General features: G+C 67.0%; 27 protein-coding genes. 12 read left to right on the plus strand and 15 right to left on the minus strand.

Going from position 1 to position 22,135, the window contains the following annotated elements; genetic code table 11:
- The first annotated feature begins 33 nt into the window (after positions 1 to 33).
- The 10 genes from fliL (at position 34) to ACMUOO_RS01660 (ending at position 10,291) form a co-directional block, all read left to right on the plus strand.
- Positions 34 to 519, plus strand: a complete 486-nt coding sequence (gene fliL, locus ACMUOO_RS01615; protein WP_301920243.1) for a flagellar basal body-associated protein FliL — start codon at positions 34 to 36, stop codon at positions 517 to 519.
- Between the two features lie 9 nt (positions 520 to 528).
- The gene (locus tag ACMUOO_RS01620) at positions 529 to 894 is read left to right on the plus strand and encodes a hypothetical protein (protein ID WP_301920244.1); all 366 of its coding nucleotides are present in this window, start codon (positions 529 to 531) and stop codon (positions 892 to 894) included.
- Positions 891 to 1,511, plus strand: a complete 621-nt coding sequence (locus ACMUOO_RS01625; protein ID WP_301920245.1) for a MotE family protein — start codon at positions 891 to 893, stop codon at positions 1,509 to 1,511. Before ACMUOO_RS01620 ends, ACMUOO_RS01625 begins: the two co-directional genes overlap by 4 nt.
- Positions 1,512 to 1,593: 82 nt before the next feature.
- Positions 1,594 to 2,463 (plus strand): flagellar motor stator protein MotA, encoded by an 870-nt coding sequence (motA, locus tag ACMUOO_RS01630; protein WP_301920246.1) that lies wholly within the window; start codon positions 1,594 to 1,596, stop codon positions 2,461 to 2,463.
- Positions 2,463 to 5,093 (plus strand): hypothetical protein, encoded by a 2,631-nt coding sequence (locus tag ACMUOO_RS01635; protein WP_301920247.1) that lies wholly within the window; start codon positions 2,463 to 2,465, stop codon positions 5,091 to 5,093. Before motA ends, ACMUOO_RS01635 begins: the two co-directional genes overlap by 1 nt.
- Positions 5,094 to 5,183: 90 nt before the next feature.
- A complete protein-coding gene (locus ACMUOO_RS01640; RefSeq protein WP_301920248.1) occupies positions 5,184 to 5,984 on the plus strand; it encodes a transglycosylase SLT domain-containing protein in 801 nt (266 codons plus the stop codon).
- A complete protein-coding gene (gene flhA, locus ACMUOO_RS01645; RefSeq protein ID WP_301920249.1) occupies positions 5,984 to 8,071 on the plus strand; it encodes a flagellar biosynthesis protein FlhA in 2,088 nt (695 codons plus the stop codon). Before ACMUOO_RS01640 ends, flhA begins: the two co-directional genes overlap by 1 nt.
- Complete coding sequence (locus tag ACMUOO_RS01650; RefSeq protein WP_301920250.1) at positions 8,068 to 8,844, plus strand: flagellar biosynthetic protein FliR; 777 nt, start codon at positions 8,068 to 8,070, stop codon at positions 8,842 to 8,844. Before flhA ends, ACMUOO_RS01650 begins: the two co-directional genes overlap by 4 nt.
- The gene (flhB, locus tag ACMUOO_RS01655; RefSeq protein ID WP_301920251.1) at positions 8,841 to 9,926 is read left to right on the plus strand and encodes a flagellar type III secretion system protein FlhB; all 1,086 of its coding nucleotides are present in this window, start codon (positions 8,841 to 8,843) and stop codon (positions 9,924 to 9,926) included. The genes ACMUOO_RS01650 and flhB overlap by 4 nt, the downstream gene beginning before the upstream one ends.
- Positions 9,923 to 10,291 carry a hypothetical protein gene (locus ACMUOO_RS01660; RefSeq protein ID WP_301920252.1) on the plus strand — a complete coding sequence of 123 codons (369 nt, stop codon included), beginning with the start codon at positions 9,923 to 9,925 and terminating at the stop codon, positions 10,289 to 10,291. Before flhB ends, ACMUOO_RS01660 begins: the two co-directional genes overlap by 4 nt.
- Positions 10,292 to 10,491: 200 nt before the next feature.
- On the opposite strand, the gene ACMUOO_RS01665 is transcribed toward ACMUOO_RS01660, so the two are convergent.
- Genes ACMUOO_RS01665 through ACMUOO_RS01705 form a run of 9 tightly spaced genes read right to left on the minus strand, consistent with a single transcriptional unit; the run spans position 10,492 to position 15,083 of the window.
- Positions 10,492 to 11,007 carry a flagellar basal body-associated FliL family protein gene (locus tag ACMUOO_RS01665; protein ID WP_301920253.1) on the minus strand — a complete coding sequence of 172 codons (516 nt, stop codon included), beginning with the start codon at positions 11,005 to 11,007 and terminating at the stop codon, positions 10,492 to 10,494.
- Positions 11,008 to 11,015: 8 nt separating this feature from the next.
- The gene (gene flgH / locus ACMUOO_RS01670) at positions 11,016 to 11,741 is read right to left on the minus strand and encodes a flagellar basal body L-ring protein FlgH (RefSeq protein ID WP_301920254.1); all 726 of its coding nucleotides are present in this window, start codon (positions 11,739 to 11,741) and stop codon (positions 11,016 to 11,018) included.
- Positions 11,742 to 11,755: 14 nt separating this feature from the next.
- Complete coding sequence (gene flgA / locus ACMUOO_RS01675; RefSeq protein WP_301920255.1) at positions 11,756 to 12,181, minus strand: flagellar basal body P-ring formation chaperone FlgA; 426 nt, start codon at positions 12,179 to 12,181, stop codon at positions 11,756 to 11,758.
- Positions 12,181 to 12,966 (minus strand): flagellar basal-body rod protein FlgG, encoded by a 786-nt coding sequence (gene flgG / locus ACMUOO_RS01680; RefSeq protein WP_301920256.1) that lies wholly within the window; start codon positions 12,964 to 12,966, stop codon positions 12,181 to 12,183. The genes flgA and flgG overlap by 1 nt, the downstream gene beginning before the upstream one ends.
- A gap of 12 nt (positions 12,967 to 12,978) precedes the next feature.
- Positions 12,979 to 13,698: a flagellar hook-basal body complex protein gene (locus ACMUOO_RS01685; RefSeq protein WP_301920257.1), complete on the minus strand. Its 720-nt coding sequence runs from the start codon at positions 13,696 to 13,698 to the stop codon at positions 12,979 to 12,981.
- Positions 13,699 to 13,701: 3 nt separating this feature from the next.
- Complete coding sequence (locus tag ACMUOO_RS01690; RefSeq protein ID WP_301920258.1) at positions 13,702 to 13,968, minus strand: flagellar biosynthetic protein FliQ; 267 nt, start codon at positions 13,966 to 13,968, stop codon at positions 13,702 to 13,704.
- A 2-nt stretch (positions 13,969 to 13,970) separates the two neighbouring features.
- Positions 13,971 to 14,270 carry a flagellar hook-basal body complex protein FliE gene (gene fliE / locus ACMUOO_RS01695; RefSeq protein WP_301920259.1) on the minus strand — a complete coding sequence of 100 codons (300 nt, stop codon included), beginning with the start codon at positions 14,268 to 14,270 and terminating at the stop codon, positions 13,971 to 13,973.
- Between the two features lie 18 nt (positions 14,271 to 14,288).
- Positions 14,289 to 14,681 (minus strand): flagellar basal body rod protein FlgC, encoded by a 393-nt coding sequence (gene flgC / locus ACMUOO_RS01700; protein ID WP_301920260.1) that lies wholly within the window; start codon positions 14,679 to 14,681, stop codon positions 14,289 to 14,291.
- A gap of 12 nt (positions 14,682 to 14,693) precedes the next feature.
- The gene (locus ACMUOO_RS01705) at positions 14,694 to 15,083 is read right to left on the minus strand and encodes a FlgB family protein (protein ID WP_301920261.1); all 390 of its coding nucleotides are present in this window, start codon (positions 15,081 to 15,083) and stop codon (positions 14,694 to 14,696) included.
- 79 nt (positions 15,084 to 15,162) lie between these two features.
- Between ACMUOO_RS01705 and ACMUOO_RS01710 the strand changes: the two genes are divergently transcribed.
- The gene (locus tag ACMUOO_RS01710) at positions 15,163 to 16,494 is read left to right on the plus strand and encodes a FliI/YscN family ATPase (protein ID WP_301920262.1); all 1,332 of its coding nucleotides are present in this window, start codon (positions 15,163 to 15,165) and stop codon (positions 16,492 to 16,494) included.
- A 68-nt stretch (positions 16,495 to 16,562) separates the two neighbouring features.
- On the opposite strand, the gene ACMUOO_RS01715 is transcribed toward ACMUOO_RS01710, so the two are convergent.
- The 6 genes from ACMUOO_RS01715 to ACMUOO_RS01740 all read right to left on the minus strand — a co-directional run bounded on the left by ACMUOO_RS01715 (position 16,563) and on the right by ACMUOO_RS01740 (position 20,322).
- Positions 16,563 to 17,390: a DUF1217 domain-containing protein gene (locus tag ACMUOO_RS01715; RefSeq protein WP_301920263.1), complete on the minus strand. Its 828-nt coding sequence runs from the start codon at positions 17,388 to 17,390 to the stop codon at positions 16,563 to 16,565.
- Entirely contained in the window at positions 17,387 to 17,791 is a 405-nt protein-coding gene (gene flbT, locus ACMUOO_RS01720; protein WP_301920264.1) for a flagellar biosynthesis repressor FlbT, read from the minus strand. Before flbT ends, ACMUOO_RS01715 begins: the two co-directional genes overlap by 4 nt.
- Positions 17,788 to 18,162: a flagellar biosynthesis regulator FlaF gene (gene flaF / locus ACMUOO_RS01725; RefSeq protein WP_301920265.1), complete on the minus strand. Its 375-nt coding sequence runs from the start codon at positions 18,160 to 18,162 to the stop codon at positions 17,788 to 17,790. The genes flbT and flaF overlap by 4 nt, the downstream gene beginning before the upstream one ends.
- A gap of 86 nt (positions 18,163 to 18,248) precedes the next feature.
- Positions 18,249 to 19,463 (minus strand): flagellin, encoded by a 1,215-nt coding sequence (locus ACMUOO_RS01730; RefSeq protein ID WP_301920266.1) that lies wholly within the window; start codon positions 19,461 to 19,463, stop codon positions 18,249 to 18,251.
- Positions 19,464 to 19,670: 207 nt separating this feature from the next.
- Complete coding sequence (locus ACMUOO_RS01735; protein WP_301920267.1) at positions 19,671 to 20,027, minus strand: flagellar protein FlgN; 357 nt, start codon at positions 20,025 to 20,027, stop codon at positions 19,671 to 19,673.
- Positions 20,017 to 20,322 (minus strand): rod-binding protein, encoded by a 306-nt coding sequence (locus ACMUOO_RS01740; RefSeq protein WP_301920268.1) that lies wholly within the window; start codon positions 20,320 to 20,322, stop codon positions 20,017 to 20,019. The genes ACMUOO_RS01735 and ACMUOO_RS01740 overlap by 11 nt, the downstream gene beginning before the upstream one ends.
- Before the next feature lie 110 nt (positions 20,323 to 20,432).
- Here ACMUOO_RS01740 and ACMUOO_RS01745 point away from each other — a divergent pair, with 110 nt between their 5' ends.
- Positions 20,433 to 22,127 (plus strand): flagellar hook-length control protein FliK, encoded by a 1,695-nt coding sequence (locus ACMUOO_RS01745; protein WP_301920269.1) that lies wholly within the window; start codon positions 20,433 to 20,435, stop codon positions 22,125 to 22,127.
- Positions 22,128 to 22,135 lie beyond the last annotated feature (8 nt).

The following is a 22,135-nucleotide window of genomic DNA, read 5'->3' on the forward strand; positions in this document are numbered from 1 at the left end:
TATACCGGTGTGGCAGCCAGACGGGATGGTCCGATGTCACATGCCGATGCCGAAGCCACGGTGACTCCGAAGAAGCGTTCGAAGGTGCCGCTGATCGTCGGCCTTTTCCTGATGCTCGCGCTCGGGGGCGGCGGATTCTACGCGGTCTACGCCGGCCTGGTGTTTGGCCAGCCCGGCGAGCACACCTCCGAGGATGCCCCGCAAGTGGCGGCGCTGCCGGACATCGCCTTCGTGCCGATCGACCCTCTGGTCGTGTCGCTCGGCTCGGAACCCGCCGGCCGGTACCTGCACTTCACCGCCCAACTCGAGGTTGCAAAGGCGTTCCAGCCCGATGTCACGCTCCTCCTGCCGCGGGTCATCGACGTGCTGAACAGTTATCTTCGAGCCGTCGAGGTCGCGGATCTGGAGGACCCGACCGCGCTCGTACGGCTTCGGGCGCAGATGCTGCGCCGGGTGCAGATGGTCGCCGGCGACGGGCGCGTCCGCGACCTGCTCGTGACCGGATTCGTCATCAACTAGGAGACCGCGATGGAGCTGATTGCCGACATTCTCCTTGGTGCCGGCGCGATCGCCGCCGGAGCTTACTGCCTTGTCCTTTCGCGGCGACTCACGGCGTTCAACCGTCTCGAAACCGGAATGGGTGGTGCGATTGCCGTCCTGTCCGCGCAGGTCGACGACATGACGAAGGCGCTCGACTCCGCCCGCGGCGCAGCGAACGAATCGGCACGATCGCTGTGCGACATGACCGATAGGGCCGAACGTGCCGCCGGTCGGCTCGAACTCATGCTTGCGACGCTGCACGACCTGCCGGAGGGCGGCGACGCGGCACCGCGGCGGATGCGGATCCTGCGGCGGCGAGGCCGTCTGCATCAGCATATGGAGGCGGCGGAATGAAACCGGCGCTTCCCGAGCGTTCACAGGGTCGCAGGCCGGCCCGGAAGTCCAGGAAGAGTGGTCAGGGGGCGCTCTTCCTGATCGCCCTCCTTCTTGGTGGCTCGGGCCTGCTGCGGTTCGGTCTCAGCGCCGGGAACGCCCTGGCGAATGCAGACCCCGCGTCGGCAGGGGCGGATCCCGCCGCGGCGTCACCTGCGTGCGAACCCGACGCCGGCGCGCTCGCCATGCTCGAGGAACTCAGGGGGCGCGAAGCACGACTGAGGGAACGCGAGGCTGCCGCCGCCGACCAGGCGCAGGCGCTGGTCCTCGCACGCGCCGAGATTGACGGCAAGCTCGCCGATCTCGTGGCCGCGGAGGAACGGCTCGCCGCCACGCTTACCCTTGCCGATGAGGCGGCGGACGGCGACGTTACCCGACTCGTCGCGGTATACGAGCAGATGAAGCCGAAGGACGCAGCCTCGCTCTTCGCCGAGATGGATCCGGATTTCGCCGCGGGCTTCCTCGCCCGGATGCGCCCCGATGCCGCCGCGGCGGTGATGGCGGGACTCGACCCGAAGGCGGCCTATACGATCAGCGTGGTCCTTGCGGGGCGCAACGCCGCCGCACCCAAAGACTAGGTCGGAGAGGGATTCTTAAGGCGCGCCTGCAAGGGTCGGCGCGATCCGGCGTTGATCTGCCGGACGAAGCAAGGGACGGGAAATGGTTGGCATCATTGGCATCGCGATCATCTTCATCATGGTCTTCGGCGGCTATATGGCCGCCGGCGGCAAGATGGGTATCATTCTCAAGTCCCTGCCGTTCGAGATGATCATGATCGCCGGTGCCGCCGCAGGTGCGTTCGTGCTGTCGAACGACGGCGCGGCGATCAAGCACACGCTGAAAGACGTGAAGAAGGTCTTCAAGGGGCCGCAATGGCGGCCGGAGGACTACCGCGATCTCCTTTGTCTTCTCTTCGAGCTCATCCGTCTCGCCAGGCAGAACCCCGTGGCCGTTGAGGAGCACATCGAGGCTCCCGCTAAATCCGCGATGTTCGGCCGGTACCCGAGGATCCAGCAAGACCATGCAGCGGTGGAACTTATCTGCGACACCATGCGCTCGGCCTCGATGAACTACGACGACCCTCACCAGGTCGAAGAGGTTCTGGAAAAGCAGCTCGAAGTGAACCTGCATCACGCGATGCATTCGCCCCACGCGCTGCAGTCCGTCGCGGACGGTCTTCCGGCTCTGGGCATCGTCGCGGCTGTTCTTGGCGTCATCAAGACGATGGGCTCGATCGATCAGCCGCCGGAAATCCTTGGCAAGATGATCGGCGGCGCACTCGTCGGGACATTCTTGGGCGTTTTTCTCGCCTACGGGCTCGTCGGTCCGTTCGCGGCGAAACTCAAGACGGTGATCGAGGAGGACAGCCATTTCTACAAGCTGATCCGCGAAGTGCTCGTCGCCAACCTCCACAACCACGCAGCCAACATCTGCATCGAGGTCGGCCGCCAGAATACGCCGCACCATTTCCGGCCGAGCTACTCGGCGCTCGAGGAGGCGCTGAAGGCCGTCAAGTCGGAGGCGGCGTGATGCGACGGCCGGCTAAGGGTTTCGGCCTTGCGATGGTGGCTGCCAGCGCATTGGCCGCAGATCCGCTGTGGGCAGAATCCGTGCGGATCCGCAGCGGCGAACACGACGGGTTCACGCGGATCGTGGCCGAGCGGGGAGGAGAACGCTGGTCGCTCGGCCGGACCAATGATGGCTACGAACTGCGGCTCGGCACCGGCGACGATTTCGACCTCTCCGAGGCGTTCCGCCTGATCGGGCGTACTCGCGTCTCCGCGCTGACACAAGGCGGGGTGCCGGGGTCGCTTCGCATCGACCTCGGCTGTGCATGCCATGCGACAGCCTTCGTGACGGCTGAAGGCGCTCTCGTCATCGACATCGGCGACGGGGCTCCATCGCCGGACTCCCCATTCGAGGCACCCGTGACACAACAGCCGGCCGCCAGCGATCCGCCGTCGTCGCAGGCCAACACAGATGGCCCTGACGGCCACCGCCGCGCGTATGCGGCTTCCGACGACGCACTCAGTGGCGACGGCGGGTATGGTCTGGCCGCCATCGCCGACCCCAAGCTCGCCTTCTTCTGGCGCGGAATCGAGGTGCCGGATGGAAATGTCCATCGGGTACTTGCCGACACGCCGGCAATCCCACAGGAGGAGGATACGGGCCTCGCGGCCAGACCCGCGGCGACCAGCGCTCCCGAACCAACTGGCCCACACACGACACCCCCGGCTGACGCCGCTGCCACCGGCCAAGCGCGATCTTCAGTTCCGCCGAAAGGCATCCCGGCCTCGTCCGGCATTGACCAGGGAGCGGGCTTCACGGCCGTGCCACCCGAAACCGCCGTGGAGTTCCACCCGCCTGCCGCGCGCGGAGCCGAACTTTCCGCGCCGGACCTTCCAGCCACCCGACGGTTGGAAGCTCAGGCTGCGCTCCTTCGCGAACTGAGCCGCGCGGCGTCCCAGGGTCTCGTCGAGATGGAGGCGCCTGAGAACCGCGATCCGCCTCTCGGGGCGCCTGGTACCACGCCCCTTGCTCCGGTGGCTGGCGAGACCCATGGCACCACCCGCAGGCCGCTCGCGGTCCACGCGGAAACCAGTGTCGATCGTGACACACTTTCGCTCTCCAAGCGCATGCCCACAACCGCGGAAGGCGGGGCCTGCCTGTCCGATGAGGCATTAGGCATCGGCACCTGGGGCGACGATCGGCCGTTCGCCGTTCAGATCGCCGAGACACGTGCCGGCCTCGTCGGGGAATTCGATCGTCCGTCTCCGGAGCAGGTGCTGACCCTTGCCCGGCTCTATCTCTACTTCGGCTTCGGCGCGGAAGCCCGCGCAGCGCTGAGGTCGTTCGACGTCAGTCCGCGGGACGGGGCGATCCTGAGCGACATTGGACTTATCCTCGACGGAAAGCCGCCCGGCGGTTCGGCGTACTTTTCCGATATGGCGGGCTGCGACACCGCCGCAGCGCTCTGGGCCCTGATGGCCTGGCCAGCGCCGCCGCCGGCGACGGAGGTGGAGACCGGGGCGGTTGTCCAGGCATTTTCGGCCCTTCCCCCGCACCTGCGCCGGGTTCTCGGCCCCGGCGTTTCGGAACGCTTGATCGCTGTCGGGGCGACCGACGCCGCCCGGTCTGTCCGAAACGCGATCGCCCGGATGCCGAGCGGCGACGGACACACCCTCGATATGGTCACGGCACAGGTCGATCTCGCGTCTGGCAACCTCGCGGCGGGCGAAACACGGCTCGGCACGCTGGCGGGCGCGAACGGTCCCCTCTCGGCCGATGCCCTGATCCTGGCCGTCGAATCCCGGCTCGCGCGCGGCGAAGCGGTCGAACCAGCGCTTGCCGACAGCGCCGAAGCGCTCGCCTTCGAACTGCAGGACGGAGCGAGCGGCCCGGTTCTGGCTTCGCTCCAAATCCTCGCAAGGGCCTCAACAGGCGAGTTCGACCGCGCCTTCGCCGGCTGGGCAGGTTGGCCTCGATCAGCGCCCGATGACCTTCGCGCCGCCACGGCCACGCGGCTCTTCGCGATGCTCGCCGAAAGCGCAGATGACCGGACCTTCCTGGTCCAATATTTCCGCCAGCGTCGCCTTGTCGACTGGCCTGCGGCCGATCTGGTGCTACGGCTCGATCTAGCAGACCGACTTGCAGCGGCCGGGTTCACGGGCGAGGTCAGGCGCCTGCTTCACGGAGAGGCCGGCTACACCGAACGCGGAAGAGCCTTGCTCGCCCGGGCCGCCCTCGGCGAATACGATCCGGTCGAGGCGATGGCCCAGGTCGCCGGCGTTGCCAGCCCTGTGGCGACCGAAGTCAGGGCCGAGGCCATGGCCATGTCGGGGGACCACTCCGGCGCCTCCGCAGAGTTCCGCGCGCTCGGGCAGGACGCACGCGCAGGGCTGGAAGCCTGGCGCGGCGGCAACCTGCCGCTTGCATCCGCCATCGGGCCGGAACCGGTTCGCGCTGCGCTCGAATCGCTAGATCATCCCCCCGCGGCGGCAGCGCTGGCGGATTCGAACTTCGGCGTTTCCGAGCTCGGGCCCTTGGCAAGCGCGAGGGCTCTGGTGGACGACAGCCGGTCGACACGCGCTGCGATCTCGGGCCTCCTTTCGCCCAACGCCGTGACCGGCCCAACCGCAGCCGGTCCGAACGGCGGATGAAACGCCCACGACGACCCAGTCCCGCTTACCGAATCTAAACCTCCGCTGCCTAACGTCGCAGCCAGGCAAGGATTGCGTCCGAGAGTCAGAATGACACACCCGCCGCCCTTCTTCATCGAGCTTACGTCGCTCGCCATTGGCCGAGCCGCTGTCGCGGCGCTTCTCCTCGTTGCGAGCGCAAACTGCATCCAAGCCAGCACGGACGCCTCCGCCGTCTGCGATCACGTCGCATCCGAAGCTTCGCGCCGCACCGGCGTGCCGCTTTCGGTCCTTAAGGCGATCTCCCTGACCGAAACGGGACGGAATCGTGGCGGTGCTCTCCGTCCCTGGCCCTGGACCGTGAACATGGAAGGCGAGGGCCACTGGTTCGAGAGCGCGGACGAGGCCCGCGCCTACGTCTATCGGGAATACAAGCGTGGAGCCCGAAGCTTCGATGTCGGTTGCTTCCAGATCAACTACAGATGGCATGGCGAGGCCTTCCGCTCGATCGAGGAGATGTTCGATCCCCTTGCCAATGCGCTCTATGCGGCGCGCCTGCTGCAGGGGCTTCATGCCGAAAAGGGTGACTGGGGTCGTGCCGCCGGCGCATACCATTCCCGGACACCCGAATTCGCCAACCGCTACCAGGCCCGGTTCGAGCGACTGTTCGCCGGGCTCGCCGGCACCATTTCGACCGAGGTCCCGGACATTCCGGACATCGTGGCGGTAGCCAACGGCACTGCCGGCGCCGATGCCCTGCCGGCGATCATCCGTGTCAACCGCTATCCGCTCTTGCAGACGGGCGCGCCGACCGGACTAGGCTCGCTGGTACCGCTCGGCAACGGTGGCACCGGCGGCAGTCTCTTCGCGGCGAGCGCGCCAGTCCCCGCAGGCGAGAGGAACGCGGACTAATGTCGAGCTTCCGCGTCGCCGACCTGTTCCGGCCGACGGTGCTTCTGGCGCTCGCACTCATGGCGGTGATCGTCATGATGATCCTGCCCATGCCGCCCCTGGTGCTCGACATCGGCCTCGCCGCATCCTTCGCCATAGCGATCCTGATCTTCACGATCACTCTCTTCATAGAACGCCCGCTCGACTTCTCGGCTTTTCCGACGATCCTTCTCGCCTCGCTGATGCTGCGGCTCTCGCTGAACGTCTCGTCGACAAAGCTCATCATCGGACAGGGTCACAAGGGAACGAATGCCGCCGGCGAAGTGATCGAGGGCTTCGCCATGTTCATCATGTCGGGCTCGGTCCTTATCGGGCTCGTCGTCTTCGGCGTGCTCCTCATCGTCAACTTCATCGTCATCACCAAGGGCGCGGGCCGGATGGCCGAGGTCGGAGCACGCTTCGCGCTTGACGGAATGCCCGGCAAGCAGCTCGCCATCGACAGCGACATGAACGCGGGCGCCATCGATCACGCCGAGGCCAAGGCCCGGCGCGAACGCGAACAGGCGGAGACGACCTTCTTCGGCTCGCTCGATGGCGCATCGAAATTCGTCAAGGGGGATGCGGTTGCGGGGCTCCTGATCACGCTCCTGAATCTTGTCGTTGGCCTCGCGATCGGGGTCGCCGTGCATGGAATGCCCATCGACCGGGCGCTTGAGACCTACGCGATCCTGACCGTGGGCGACGGGCTGGTCAGTCAGATTCCGGCCGTGATCATCTCGATTGCCTCGGCGCTGCTGCTGTCCCGCGGCGGCGCGAAAGGCACAGCCGACAGCGAACTGTTCCGGCAACTCGGTCGCTACCCCCCAGCGCTCCTCACCGTGGCTTTCCTGATGGCGCTCTTTGCGCTCGTGCCGGGCCTTCCGTTCGTGCCGTTCGTCGCCGGCGCGCTCATCCTCGGAGTGGCGGGGGAGGCGATGCGGCGCAAGGCGCAGAGAAGCGAGGCTGAGGCAGCCCGGGCTGTGGCGCCGAAGCCGGACGCGCCACGGAAGAAATCCATTGGCGACATCCTCGATCTCGACGAGATCCATGTGGAGTTCGCGCCTTCGCTCGTCGCCATGGTGCTCGACCCCGCGACGGGGCTGGACGCGCGGATTGTGAACATGCGCAACCATGTCGCCGCCGTCTACGGACTCATCCTGCCCGAGATTCGGCTCACCGACGACGCGCTGCTCGAGCCGGGTGAGTACCGCATCCGCATCCAGGGGGTCGAACAGGCCCGCGACCGGCTGGTGCCCGATCATGCACTGGCACTTGTCGCCGGTGACGAATCGCGCGTGCCCGATGGCCGCGACGTCCGGGAGCCGGTCTACGGGGCGCCCGCACGCTGGATCCCGGCCGCCAGGCAGGAGGAGGCCGCACTGGCCGGCGTCACCGTCGTGGGTCCGACCGAGGTTCTCGCCACACACTTGTTGGAGGTGATCAAGCGCAACTTCGCACGCCTGCTGTCGCTCAAGTCGCTGCGCCGGCTGCTCGACGAGTGCGTCAACCTCTCCGATCCAGCGCGCGCCCAGGCGAACAAGAGGCTTCTCGATGAACTGATCCCCGAAAAGGTGCCCGCGGACTTGCTGCTCTCGGTTCTTCGCCTCCTCCTCGACGAGCGCGTATCGATCCGCAACCTGCCGCTGATCCTTGAGGGCATTGCCGAGGCGCGCGGCGCGAGCAGCCCCGAGGCGATCTGCGAACATGTCCGTCGCAGGCTAGGATTTCAGCTCGTGGCCGAGATCCGGCGCGAGGATGGAACGGTACCGCTGGTTCAACTCGCGCCCGAGTGGGAGGACGCATTCAGCATGCACCAGGTCGAAGGCGAGCGAGGCCTCGCCGACGTCGCGCTGCCGCCGGAGAAGTTCAACCGGCTGGCGGCGAACGTGGCGGAGAAGATCTCGAAGGCAGGCGAGAGGGGGATCTATCCCGCCGTCGTCACATCCTCGCGCCGGCGCCGGTTCCTGAGGACGGTTCTCGGCGCGCGCGGCATCTCGGCGCCCGTCCTGTCCTTCGACGAACTGGGCTTCGACACGAAGCCCGCGATCATCGGCATGGTGACGACTTGACAGATACGCTTGGCGCCCTGCTTGACGTCATCGACGGAGCGGCCGTCACCGGCTTCGTCGTCTTTCTCAGGATCGCGGCCGCGATGGCGTTCCTGCCGGGCTTCGGCGAGGCAACCGTGCCGGCCCGGGTGAAGCTCGCCGTGGCCGTCGCCTTCACCGCCGTGGTTGCCCCGGCCGTATCCCCCGCCATCGCCCCTGTCTCGGACAACCCTGCGGCGCTATTCTCCTGCCTTTGGACAGAAACCCTGATCGGCCTCGCCATCGGCGTCGTGCTTCGGCTCATGGTGATTGCGCTCGAGGTCGCAGGGACGATCGCCGCACAATCCACCTCGCTCTCGCAACTTTTCGGCGCCGGGGGCGAGCCGATGCCCTCGATGTCTCATCTTCTGGTCACGGCGGGCCTCGCGCTCGCGATGATGGCGGGGTTGCATACCAGGATCGCAGGTCTGTTCATAATCTCCTATAAGGTGCTTCCACCCGCGACGATGCCGGGCGCGGAAAGCATGAGCAGCTGGGGTCTTCGCCATATCGCGCACGGCTTCGCATTCGCCTTCAGCCTCGCCGCCCCCTTCGTGCTCGTCTCTGCGATCTACAATGTCGCACTCGGCGCCATAAATCGCGCGATGCCGCAGCTCATGGTCTCCTTTGTGGGCGCCCCAGCGCTGACGGCAGGGGCTCTGATCCTTCTCGCCATCGCCGCACCCACGGCGCTGACACTCTGGCTCGGTGGCCTTGACGCCCTGTTCGCGGATCCGTTCGGAGTGCCCGCGTGAGCACCGACGACTCCGGCGAGAAGGAACACGAGCCGACACCGAAAAGGCTCGACGAGGCGCGAAAGCGCGGCGAGGTCGTCCGCTCTGCCGAAATCTCGCTCGCCGCCGCCTATGGCGGGCTCCTGGTCGCCGCGATCGTAACCGGAGCATCCGCGCTGCGCGGCTTCGGCGACGCCGGAGTGGCACTCCTCGCCCGGGCCGAGGAAACCTCGGCCCTTGTGCTTCACGGCGGGAACACAGGCACCGGCAAGGTGATGGCGGCGATGCTCACACCGGTGCTTCCGTTCTTCATCTTCCCGGCAGTTGCCGTTCTCGTCAGCCTTCTCGCACAGAGGTCAATCGTGGCCACGCCCGAGCGTCTCATGCCGCGTCTTGACCGGATCGACCCCATCGCGAACGCCCGCCGGAAATTCGGGCGCGAGGGTCTCTTCGAGTTTGCCAAGAGCGCGGTCAAGCTTTGCCTGGTCTCCGGCCTGCTCGGCTGGTTTCTCGCGCAGCACCTGCCTGGCGCGCTCCGCGCACAAGGCCATGACGCCGGACCCGTGGCTGCGGAACTTGCGCGCCTTATCCTCGAGTTCCTGCTTCTCGTTCTGGCCTTGAGCGCCGTCACCGGCGCCATCGACTATCTCTGGCAACGGCAGCAACATCTGCGCCGAAACCGGATGTCGCGCCAGGAGCTGATGGAGGAGTTCAAGGAGGCGGAGGGCGATCCGCACGTCAAGGGACAGCGCCGCCAGAGGGCCGAGGCCGTGGCCACCAGCCGAATGCTGGCGGATGTCCCCAAGGCCGACGTCGTTATCGTGAACCCCACCCACTACGCCGTCGCGCTTCGCTGGGACCGCGCCAGCCGGCGGGCGCCGGTTTGTGTAGCAAAGGGCGTGGACGAGGTCGCCGCGCGCATACGCGAGGCCGCAGCGACCGCCGGCGTGCCGATCCGGTCCGATCCGCCCACCGCGCGGGCGATACATGCCACCGTTCAGGTCGGGCAGGAGATCCTGCGGGATCACTATGCGCCCGTCGCCGCCGCTATCCGCTTTGCGGAAGCCATGCGACGCCGCGCCGGTGCAGGCCGCGCCCGATGACCGACCCGCGGCGACTTGCGGCGCTTGCGCGCCTCGCTGCCGTCAAGAAGGAGAGCGATCTCGCCGCACTCGCCAGAGCGGACGCGAGTGTCCGGGCGACCCTGGCCGAAGTCGGGCAACTCGATGCCGCGCTCGCCGAGGCGCGGCGCACAGCGGCCGGAACAGCCGATCCGGCGACGCACGCCACCCTCGAAGGCTTTGCACGTTGGTCTGCGGCGCAGAGGACCCTGCTTGCGGACCGCCTTGAGGCATCGGGACGTCAGGCCGCGGTCGCCCGGGACCGCGCCCGAACATCTTTCGGGCGTTCGGACGTGCTGGCCCGGCTGGCGGAGGCGGCGCGAACCCGTCGCCGACCCGGCATGTGAGCCAAGGTGACGCCCGGCCGCGCGGATGCCCGGGTGGCAGTCGATGTCTCGACTGCCGGACCAATCCCGACGCAGAGACGATCGAAAAGCCGCCCGGGCAGTTGTCGGCGTTTGAGTCGCGCCCCAAGTGTGCCGGCGGCCGTTCGCCGCTGCCGGCAGGTTTCCGGGTCGCAGCGCGAAGTCACCACAGTTGCGGAACCTCAGCTGTCCTGGCGGACGATATCGACGATCAGAACGTCGGCGACTACCGCGCCGAGCGATTTTCGCGCGACCTCCAGAAGCGCGTTTCGGAGCACTTCCATGTTGTCCGATTCCGTGAAGGCTCCGCCGAAGCCGCCGGTATTGGCATGATCGAACAGCACCTGGAGAAACACGTCGCGGAGCTTCGGCTCGCGGGCATAAACCTGCTCGGTTGCGCCGGCGGTCACCTCGAGCGTGATCGACAGGATCACGAGTGCGGCGACCTCGCCACTCTCGACCACCGGCACGACGAACTGATTGTTGAGCTTGACATACTCGTGCGCGGGCAGCGCTTCAGGGTCATTCTCCGCCGCCTTGCCGGGTATGGCAGCGTCATGCGCGGATTCGCCTGCTTCGGGATCGCCGCAAGGATTGATCGCCACCTTCTCCTCGGGCGGCGGCCGGAGCAGAAAGCCGGCGCCACCCCCCCCGATGAGGCCGACAACCGCGAGGAGCATGGGCAGAAGCTTGCGCATCGGGCACCTCAGAATGGCAGGACGGCATCGGCGATCTGTTGTCCGTAGCGTGGCTGTTGGACATCGGTGATCTGCCCGCGGCCACCGTAGGAAATGCGCGCGCCGGCAATCTTGTCATATGTGATCTCGTTCTGACGCGAGATGTCCGCAGGTCGGACAAAGCCCTGCACGATCAGTTCACGCACCTCGAAGTTGACCCTGACCTCCTGCGAGCCCTGGATTCGAAGGACACCATTCGGCAGCGCCTCCACCACGGTCGCAGCGACGCGAAGGGTCAGCTTTTCCTTTCGTGCGACACTGCCGTTGCCCTGGTAGTCGGAGGATGAATTGGTGCCAAAGGCATCGGCGAGGCTCGCGCCGGCGGGCATGTTCCCGTCGATCCTCTGAGGGATGCCGAGCAGGTTCGGAATGCCCATCCTGTCGGAGCCGGAGCGCGACCGTCCGGTAGTGTTCGAGATCTCCGCCTTGTCGTCGATCTCGATCACCACGGTCAGGATGTCGCCGCGCTGGCCTGCCCTGCGGTCTCCGAGAAGCGAACCGCGTCCGCCAGTCCAGAGCGAAGCCTCGTCGCCCGAGTACCCCTGCGGCTGCACCTCGGGCAGTCCGGGTGTCGTCATCGCGTAGTACTCGCCGCCCGCCTCGACCGGCGTGAAGGCAGGCGCCTTGCCCACATCCTCTAGCCGCTGGCATCCACACAGCATGGCCGCGAAGGCCAGCACCGCTCCGTATCTCATCCGGTAACTCCCCGTCATCGATTGGCCGAGACCCGCACGGATCCATCGTCGGCAACAACGCCGAGAACGACCGCGCGGGAAGCGACGTTCATAACCTTGACCCGATCGCCCGCACCGCCCCGGCCGAGTGCGCGGCCCTCGGCGGTGATGATGAGCGGTCCGGCCGCATACATCAGGATCACCGCTTGGTTCCGGTCCACGATCGCCGGGGCTCCGAGGTCGACGGACCGGATCGGTCGGCCCTGATAGATCGTCACCCGGGTTTCAAGCCCCATGACCTCGGACGGGTCGCTGGCTGTTCCGGGAACCACTTCGTCGACCACAGCAACATCGTCGGGGCCGAGGACGGACTGAGCCCGAAGTGTACGCGCCGCTACGACCGTTTCCGCCCTGGCCGGAACCACCAGCGTCAGAAGGAGCGGAATCGCCAGCCACCACATCAGCGCACCTGCGTCGTGGCAGAGAGCATCTGGTCGGCTGCAGTGATCACCTTGGCGTTCAGTTCGTAGCCGCGCTGCGCCTCGATCAGGTCCGTGATCTCGCGCACCGAATCGACGGAGCTTTCCTCCAGGAACCCCTGCCGCAGGGTGCCCACCCCGCTTTCCCCCGGTGCGGCCACCACCGCCGGGCCGGAGGCCGCGGACTCGAGGAAGAGGTTGGAGCCGATCGCCTCCAGCCCCTTCTCGTTCACAAAGCCGGCAAGGGTGAACTGGCCGAGGAGTTCCGGTTGGACCCGGTCGCTGAAGTAGGCATAGACCTCGCCCGCAGCATTGACCGAGATCGTCCGCGCGTCCGCGGGAATGGTGATGCCCGGCGCCACCTGGTGGCCGTCGGATGTCACGATCAACCCGTCTGCGGACCTCTTCAGCGCCCCGTCGCGGGTATAGGCGGACAAGCCCGATGGCAGCGTCACTTCGAGATAGCCGAGACCCTCGATTGCCAAGTCGAGATCCCCACCGGTGGCCGAGAGAGATCCCTGCGAAACGTTTATCGTAACCGCGGCCGGGCGAACGCCGAGGCCGAGTTGCACCCCGGTCGGTACCACCGTGCCGTCGCTGGCGCTGATCGTGCCGGGGCGGGTGAACTGCTGGTAGTGCAGGTCCGCGAACTCGGCCCGTCGCGGGTTGTAGCCGGTGGTGGACATGTTCGCGAGGTTGTTGGAGATCACCTCCACCCGCATCTGCTGGGCACTCATGCCCGTCGCGGCGATCTGAAGTGCGCGCATGCGTCTTCCTCCTTAGCTTCTGCCGAGAGTCTGGATGACGGCGCGGATGCGCTGATCCTCGCTGTCGAGAAATCCCTGGCCCATCTCGTAGGCGCGTTGAACTTCGATCATGCGGGCTATTTCCGCCACCGGATCGACGTTCGAGTTTTCCAGAAAACCCTGGAATATAGTGCCGCCATCAAGGGGCTCAATGCCTGCCGGCGCCTCGAACCGAGTGCCGCCGGAATGCAGCAGTCCCGCCGGATCGACAGGGCGGAAAAGCCCGATCTGCGCCACCGGGTTCCCGCCCGCCGAGAAGGTGCCGTCCGGTGCAACCGCGACCGAGCCAGCGTCGGTCGGAACGAAGACCGGTGCGCCTCCGAGATCGAGAAGCCGGTAGCCGTCCGCCGTAACCAGTTCACCCTCCGCCGAAGGGGTGAAGGCGCCCGCCCGCGTCAGCCGGGGGCCTTCGGGCGTGTCGATCTGGAAGAATCCTTCGCCCTCGATGGCGAGGTCGAATGTGCCGCCGGTCTTGACCAGGGTGCCTTGTGCGAGATTGACGAGCCGACCCTCTGCGGTGGCCATCGAAAGCGACGGCTCGTCGCGCCCAAGGTCGGCCACGTGCTCGGTGAAGATCACGCCTTCCTTGCGAAAGCCGGTTGTGGACAGATTGGCAATGTTGTTCGCCACAGCCCGCATCTCGGCCATGAGACCCGACTGACGGTTGAGCGTCGTATAGACCGCATTCTCCATGGCTCAGATCCCCGCGATCATCGGCACGATCCGATCCTGGAAGAAGCTTACCAGCGCGCCCGACATGTAGCTCATCGAGACCCAGAAGACCGCGATCATCGCGCCCACCTTGGGCACGAAGGTGAGGGTCATCTCCTGGACCGAGGTCAGCGCCTGGAGCAGGCCGATCGCCACGCCCATGACCAACGCGACCGCAAGAAGCGGAGCCGAGATCTGGACTGAAATCCAGAGGCCTTGGCGCATCGTGTCGAAGAAGACCGCCTCTTCCATCGTCACACCGGCATCCGGAGGATTTCCTGATAGGCTTCGACGACCTTGTCGCGCAGCGTAACGGCCGTCTCCACCGCCAGTTCGCTTGCGGCAAGCGCCTCGACCAATGCATGGGGGTCCGCGCCACCGGTCATTGCGGAACTTGCGGTTGCTTCGCCTGCCTTCAAAGTGTCGGCGAAACTGCCCAGCGCCTGTGCGAACCCGCCCAGGGCGCCGGCCGGCCCGGCCACGTTCGAAGCCGGTTGCGTCGCCGGCCGGGCCTGCGCGTAGACTTGCGTGGCGAATGAGGTTCTGATGTCCATTCTGGACCTCCACTCGGATTATCGGCGCAAGAGGTCGAGCAGGCTTGCCGACATCTGCCGGGCCTGATCGAACATCCTGAGATTCGCCTCGTAGCTGCGCTGCGCTTCGCGCGCGTCAGCGATTTCGACCACCAGATCGACATTCGAGCCGTCGTAGTAGCCATTCTCGTCCGCGAGAGGATTGCCCGGGTCGAGCACCTTCGCGAGTTCCGACCGGTCGAGTTCCACCTCGCCGAGCCGGACCTCCCCGGTCTTCCGGCCATCTTGCATCACGGCCTCGAAGCTCACGACCTTGCGGCGATAGCCGGGCGTGTCCGCGTTCGCGATATTCTCGGACACATGGCGCAACCGCATGGCCTGCGCCTCCATGCCGCTCGCCGCGATCGAGAGGGAAGGGGTGAAGCCGCTCATTTCTCAAGCCCCTCAGCGCCGCCCGAGGCTCGCCCGCAGGATGGCGAGCGACTTGCCGTAGACCGCCAGCGCAAGATCGTGCTCGCGCTTCACATCGGCGGCCTTCACCATCTCGGTCTCCAGCGACACCGAATTGCCGTTGGGTGAGCGTGACCCCGGCCCGGCCCGGTCCGAGGGAGAAGACGATGTCGTGCGGTCGGATTCCGCGATGTGGCCCGCGCGCGTCGTACGGAGCGGCACGGCGTCACGGGCTCGATAGAGTTCGGCGAAATCGGGAAGATCCTGGGCGCGGTAGCCGGGCGTATCGGCGTTGGCAACGTTCCGTGCGATCGCGGACTGCCGCGCTGCGGCGTGCGCCGCGAGCGAGGAGGCGATCGTCAGCACCTCGGGTTTCTCGAACATCGGGGTTTCTCCTCCGAACTTTCAATCAAGCCTTAACCCCGATTCCTTTAGAAACGGTTGCGAACAAAAGGAGACCAGAATGGCGATCCTCGGGCTTGAGATTCTGCGGGCCGAAATCGGCGGCTGCAGCGCGGTGTGCAGGCTTGCGCGCGTGACGGAGGTCGGCCGCGGTGTACTGACCGTCGGGGGGATCGGCGAGAATTGGCGGCTCGGCGACCGGGTGCGACTGGCCGGCGGCAGCCATGCCGGTGGCGAAATCGTGGCGCTTGGCAACGGCCGCGCAACGATCCTGACCGACGAGCCCGCGGACGGCGTTCGCCTCGGCGACCGGGTCGAGAACCTCGGCACCGTCGGAGTCGCCCCCGACGACAGCTGGATCGGCCGCATCATCGATCCCTTCGGCCGCCCGACCGACGGGATGCCGCTTCTGCGCGGGACGCGCGAACGGCCGCTGCGCGCATCCCCGCCGGCCCCGGCCCGGCGCCGCCGCCTTGGGTCCCGGCTGGAAACCGGCATCGCCATCTTCAACACGCTCCTGCCGCTCGTCCGCGGGCAGCGGATCGGCCTCTTCGCCGGCTCCGGCGTCGGCAAGTCATCGCTGCTGGCGAAGTTCGCGCGCGGCGTCGAAGCGGACGTGACAGTCATCGCGCTCGTGGGCGAACGCGGCCGGGAACTGCGGGAATTCGTCGAAGGCGTGCTCGGCCCCGAGGGGATGGCCAAATGCGTGATCGTCGCAGCGACGTCGGACCAGTCGCCGCTCGTCCGCCGGCGCTGCGCCTGGACCGCGATGGCGGTGGCCGAGCATTTCCGCGACGAGGGCCGTCAGGTGCTGTTCCTTGCCGATTCGATCACCCGTTTTGCCGAGGCGCACCGCGAGGTGGCGCTGGCGGCCGGCGAGCCGGCCTCGCTCCGCGGCTTTCCGCCTTCGACCTCTCATCTCATCATGTCGCTGGCCGAGCGCGCGGGCCCCGGCACGGAGGGGACGGGCGACATCACCGCCGTTTTCTCCGTTCTCGTCGCGGGGTCGGACATGGACGAGCCCGTGGCCGACATCCTGCGCGGCGTGCTTGACGGTCATGTGGTGATGGAGCGCGAGATCGCCGAGCGCGGACGCTACCCGGCGATCAATCTTCTTCGCTCGGTATCGCGCTCGCTTCCCCACGCGGCGACCGAGGCAGAGAATGCGCTCATCTCCCGAGCACGACGGCTCCTCGGCGCCTATGACCGGGCGGAGATGATGATTCAGGCGGGCCTTTACGCCGCGGGCAGCGACCCGCAGGTCGATGCGGCGATCCGTGTCTGGCCGGCGCTCGATGCGTTCCTGTCGGAAGACGCCCCGGAGGGGGCGACTGAGAGCTTCGCACGCCTCCGGGCGATCCTCGACCGGGCGGGACCGGAACGGGGGAACTGACGGATGAGGGGCGCTCCGCCCTGGTGGACCGGGGGTCGTCCGAGACCCTGCCCCAGGGCCGGCACGGGTCAGACCAGCCGCGACACGAGCGTTCCGCGCGGCCCCGCGGATTGCAGCAGTGTGAGCGCTGCGGACCGGGCCGAATAGACGCTGGCCGCGGCGCCGCTCTCGGCCCGCAAGAGGAAGACGCGCACCAGATTCCCGATCTTGCCGGGATCGGCGAACTGGCTGATCTCTGCATCGCCGAGTACGCGCTCCGCCCGCTCCCGGAAGACGCCGAGTTGCTGGTCGAGGTCGAGCCTGGCGAAGGCCGAGGGCAGGCCGAGCGCGGTCTGGAACACCTCCCGCAGGGGCGGCGAGCCCATCACCTCGAACCACTTCGCATCATCGCTGCCCGCGCGGCCGGCGAGCCTGGCGAGTTCCCTTTCGGCGTTCATCGCAAGCCGCATGTCATCGTTCTGCGCACCGACGGCAGCCTCGAAGCTGCGGGTCTCGTAACTTTCGAGCATCCTGTCGGCAAAGTCGGAAAGCTTCGTCCGCGGGGTGGCGTAGTCGCCGAAGCCGAAGGCCTTCGAGAACTCGAGGTAGCGCTTGTCGGCGAGCTTGTTGCCAAGCGCCCCGGGCGTCAGCGTGCCATCCTCGAGCACCTTGCGGATAAAGTAGCGGTTGTCGATGTCCGCCTCGAGCCCGAAGGCGCCGAGGGCAACCGAGAGAAGCCGGCGATCTGCCACCAGCTCTTCCGCAGTGGAGATGCCGCCGATCTTTGCCCTGAAGTACGCTTCGTCCCGCTGCTGGGACGCGGAGGCGACGAAGGCCTGCTTTTGCGCCTCGCGGGTACGGGCGAGGAAGGTCCAGCCTGCGTAGCCGCCGACGGGGACGACGGGCGTGAAGCTCATGGCCCCGCCGCGGCCATGAGCCGTGCCTCGCGCGGCAGGAGCGATCGGAGCGACTTCATTGCCTGGTAGAACTGGGCGTCGAGCACCGCTTCCGTGGCCAAGGTCAGGTGCGAACGGCTGTCATGATCGGTAAAAACCTGGCTCAACTGTTCGATCCCGCGGATGATCTGCGGGCGCGCCTCTCGCGGGTCGGCATCGCCGGAGAGCACCAGTTGGGCGATGTAGCAGACCCGGCGGACGGGCGTGTTCACCTCTTCGGGATGGATGGCGTCGCGCAATCTGAGAATGTGGGCGTTCGACGTGAGAATGGCGAGGCGCGAACGCTTGTCGCCATTCTCGATCACCGCGCCGTTGATAAGGACCCGTTCGCGCGGGGCGAGCTTCAGGACAAGGCCGCTCATGCACCCTCCCCCTCGCCCCTCAGCCCGCGCATGACGGCGGTATTGATGTCGATCAGAACATCGACGGTGGCGTCGCCGGCCATCACGCGGCGGCTGTGTTCATTGGTGAACTGTGCGAGGTAGAAGATCTGCGCCCTGAGCGGTTTTGGCAGTTCGTTCGCCTCGACCGCGACATCGGCCGCCAACGCGGTCCAGAGACTGCGATTATCGTGCAGCGCGCGCACAAGTGCCGCGAACCCGCCCTCGCCAGCCTGCGCCTGGCGCAAGCGGCGGGTGACGCGGGCAAAGATTTCGTATTCGGTGCCGCGCCCCGTGCGGGTGGGAATTGCAGCGCCGGAATAGGCCGATCTGGCCATCAGGTGAGCGTTCACTGGGATACCTTCCGATGACGGTTTTCGTCAGATCACGGGTTTTCCGTGGGACCCGGGGCGCCGTTCGGGCGCCCCGAAAACGCTCCTCAGCGGAAGAGCGACAGCACGTTCTGCGGCGCCTGGTTGGCAATCGACAGCGACTGGATACCGAGCTGCTGCTGCACCTGCAGCGCCTGCAGCCGTGCCGAGGCCTCCTCCATGTCGGCGTCCACCATCGAGCCGATGCCCGCCCTGAGGGCGTCGGACAGCTTGCCCACAAAGGTGTTCTGGATATCGATCCGCTTCTCCGCGGAGCCGAACTCGGCGGCGGCGTCGATACCCGTCTGGATCAGCGTCTCGATCTCGGTCAGTGCCGCCGCAGCCCCCGAGGCGGTCGAGACGTCGATCGTGGAAAGCGTGCCGAGCCCGCCGGAGCCGGCGTTGCGGAACTGACCCGTAACCGAGAGATCGGCGGTCCCGCCGTTGGTGAAGACCAGTTGGCCGGGGTTTGCGCTGTCGTAGTCGACCGAGAAGTTCGCGATCCCGAGCGAGTCGATCGCGTTCTTTAGCCCTACGGCAACGAGGTCGTCGGTCGACGAGGACGCGAGCACATCGTTCGATGTCACGGTGTAGGAGGCGGTCTTGTCGCCGATGGTGATCGACACCTTGTCGCCCGCCGCCCACGTGCCGCCGTTGGCGATCGTCAGGTCGTCCGAGCCGCCCGCCTGATCGAGCGTGGTGACGAAAGTGTCGCCGGCGGTAGAGATCGTGCCCGCGGTGGACGCACTGAAGATGTTGGAAGCGGTGTAGCCGCCGGTCGAAAGGTCCTGCGCCGTGATCGAGATGGACGACGTCGTCACCGTCCCGTTCGACTGGCGGTCGAGAGACGCGAGGACATCGACCGTCGTCTGCGACCCGTCCACGAGGTTGAGGCCATTGAACTGGGCCGCCCCGACGACGGTGTTGATCTGATCGACGAGTGCGTCGATGTCGGTCTGGATCTTGGCGCGGTCGACGTTGTCTTCCTGCGCGGCGACGATCTTGCCCTTCACCTCGGTCAGAAGGTCGGTGACCGTCTCCGCCGCCTGGCGCGCCACCGCGACGGTGGATTCGCCCAGCGCGAGGCTGTCCGAAATCCCCTTGAAGCCCTTCACATCCGCCTCCATCACCTTCGAGATCGCCCAGACAGCGGCATTGTCCTTGGCCGAGGCTACGGACTTGCCGGTGGAGATTTCGTCCTGGGTCTTCGACAGGTTGGAGTTGATGCCCTTCAGCGTCTGGAGCGCCACCATGGAGCTCGAGTTCGTAAGAATGCTCGACATGCTTTGATCCTTCGTAGATCGGCGCTTTGCGCCGGGTTTCGCTTGCCGTCGCTGGACGGCGCCCATGGCGTTCTGACCGGTGCGGGCCGGCGGTAGCCGGATCGCGCCACCCGTTTCCGGATGCAGGGTCGAACTTGCGGGCGAGAATCTAAGACTTCGCTAAATGCGCTCGTTCTTTGCGCAGGATTTTAACGAACCGGCCCGCGGTCAGGCTCTGCGCTCCACCGTGAGGGTGGCGAAGCTCACACGCCGCGAGCGCCCCGCGCTGTCGTAGGTATCAAGCCCCGAACCCGCATGCCGGATCGCCGCGAGGCGCGCCCGGGCGGCCGCTATGCCGTCGAGCGCCGCCTTAAGGAGACGCCCGTTGGCCTCACAATCAGCCCGCAGGCCATGCAGATCGGCTGCCGCGTTCACATCCAGCGCCGGCGACAGCGCCTCGATGAGCGCTGCCTTTCGGGCGCCCAGCACCGGTAGTTCGGCAAGGGCGCCCCGACGGATCGCGTCTGACTCGCGCTCGATCAGCGTCCGCAGCGCCGCGAGCACGTCCTCACGTTCACCCCTCATCACCGGCCCTCCGCTTCATCGCTTCGAAGATGGTCTCCGCAAGGCCGATTCCGCCCCGGCGGGCCATCGCGGCTGCCTGCTCGTCGCGCAGCAGCGAGGCGAACTGCTGTTCGCCCACGCCGCCGCCGAAGGATTTTGGTGTTTCGCCCAGTCCGGCGGATTTCAACATCTCGGAGAGGAACTGCGCCTCCAGCGCAACGGCGGCGTCACGCAGGGCGCGGTCGCCAACGACCGGTTCGCGGCCGAGCGAGACCGACGGAGAAAACCGTGTGCCGGGAAGGGTAAGGTCGGCCATCGGCATAGCTCCAAATGCATGCATTCGCCGAACCATGGCTCCATCACGGTAAAGGATCGGTAACCCACCGCTGAAATAGTCCGTGTCGCACTGGCAGAAGTCGTGAACCGATGACACCGATTCCCTTGACCGATCCCGGCCGGATCAGCATCCCCCAGGCGGAAAACACGCCGCCAAGACATGGCGCCGTACCGGGCAATCCGGACACCCTCGCCGCCTTCCTGGCCGTGCTCGGACGTCTCCCGCAGCCTGAGGCACCGGGCCTGGCAGAAGCGTCCGCAGCGACCGAAGCGGCAGCCAATCGCGATCTTGCCGCACCGCAATCCCCGGCACGCGAAGACAGGGACCTCGACAGCGCGGACGCCTTGGACAAGACGGCCGTCGCGGGCGCCTCGCCCCCGACGCCGGTGCCTGTGTCGCCCCAGCCGCCTGAGGTTCCGGCGCCAGCCCTTTCCCGCCTCGTCAGCACCGCAGTCACCGAACTCACGCCTGACATTCTGCCTCCAGTGGGACTTTCGGCCGATATCCCCGTGCAACCTGCGTCCTGGCAGCGGCCGGTCAGCACGCCGGACGCGCCCCAGCCCGCGCAACGCGCGACCCCGGATACCTTGCCGCCGGCCTCATCCGCGGGTGCTCCGCCTGCATCGGGCCGTCCACCGTCGGGCAGCGGACCCGCCGAGGCACCCGCAGCGGGCCCGCGCGGGATCGATCATGGCGGCGGCGTGCCGTCCCAGGGCCAGGTCCCGACGCCCGCCCAGCCGATCGTGGCGGGCGTAACGTTGACAGGGGCCTCGCCGACGGGCCTGCCCGCGATGGTGGCCGTATCCGTCTCCCCGCCTCCGATCGACGCGGCGGAGTCGAATCACATCTACGCAACGACGCCGACGCGCCACCTGACGGGCCTTCAACCCGGTCCGGACAATGATGATGGCACCCCGGCAAAGGTAACCGGCACGGGCGCGACACCGGAGCCGGCGGAATCCGGCAGGCACACAACGACGGCAAAGCCGGGTTCGGAGACATCACCACCAACTGAACGTGGCGGCCTCGGACCAGTTGCCGCGCCCCCGACCCGTTCGGTACCTGAATCGCCCAGCCGCGCTCCGCCCGCTGCGACCGGAGACAACGGGGCAACAGGTGCCACGCCGTCGGGCAGACACCCGGCCGAGGTACCGGCCGAAGGGGCTTCCGCCGATCACGACCGGAAACCGGAAACTGCCTTGCCGGAGCAAAGGGCACGGGTCATCACCTCGGCGAGAACCAACCTACCCGGGATCGACATTCAAGGACCGGATCCCGGTCCTCCCGGCGCAGCCGAGGTCACCACGGATCACGGGGTTGGCCCCGAACAGGCGGCGACGCACCCTCTCTCCGATCGGCCGCAGCCACTCCCCTCATCGGCCCTTCCGGCCGGTTTCGGCCAGCGTCTCGCGGAAACCGTTGCGTCGTTTCCCGACCGGCCCGTCGAACTGACGCTGTCGCCGGAGGAACTCGGACGGGTACGGATGACGCTCACCACTCAGGATGGTACGCTGACGCTCGCCATCCAGGCCGATCGCCCGGAAACCATCGACCTGATGCGGAGGCATATCGATCAGCTCGCACAGGACTTCCGGGACCTCGGTTTCACGAACCTGAACTTCAGCTTCGGCCACGGCGATTCCACGGCGGGGAACCGGCAAGAGCAGGAGACAACCGACCAACGGTCCGCTGACCGGCCTGAGAACAACGGCGCGCGCGCGCCGCGCCTCCTTGATCGTCGCGCGCAATCCGGGGCCGGGGGCGGACTTGACCTCAGACTGTGAAAGGAGCC

Origin of the sequence: Albidovulum sp. (genome assembly GCF_041919395.1) — a bacterium.
Classification (GTDB): Bacteria; Pseudomonadota; Alphaproteobacteria; order Rhodobacterales; family Rhodobacteraceae; genus Albidovulum.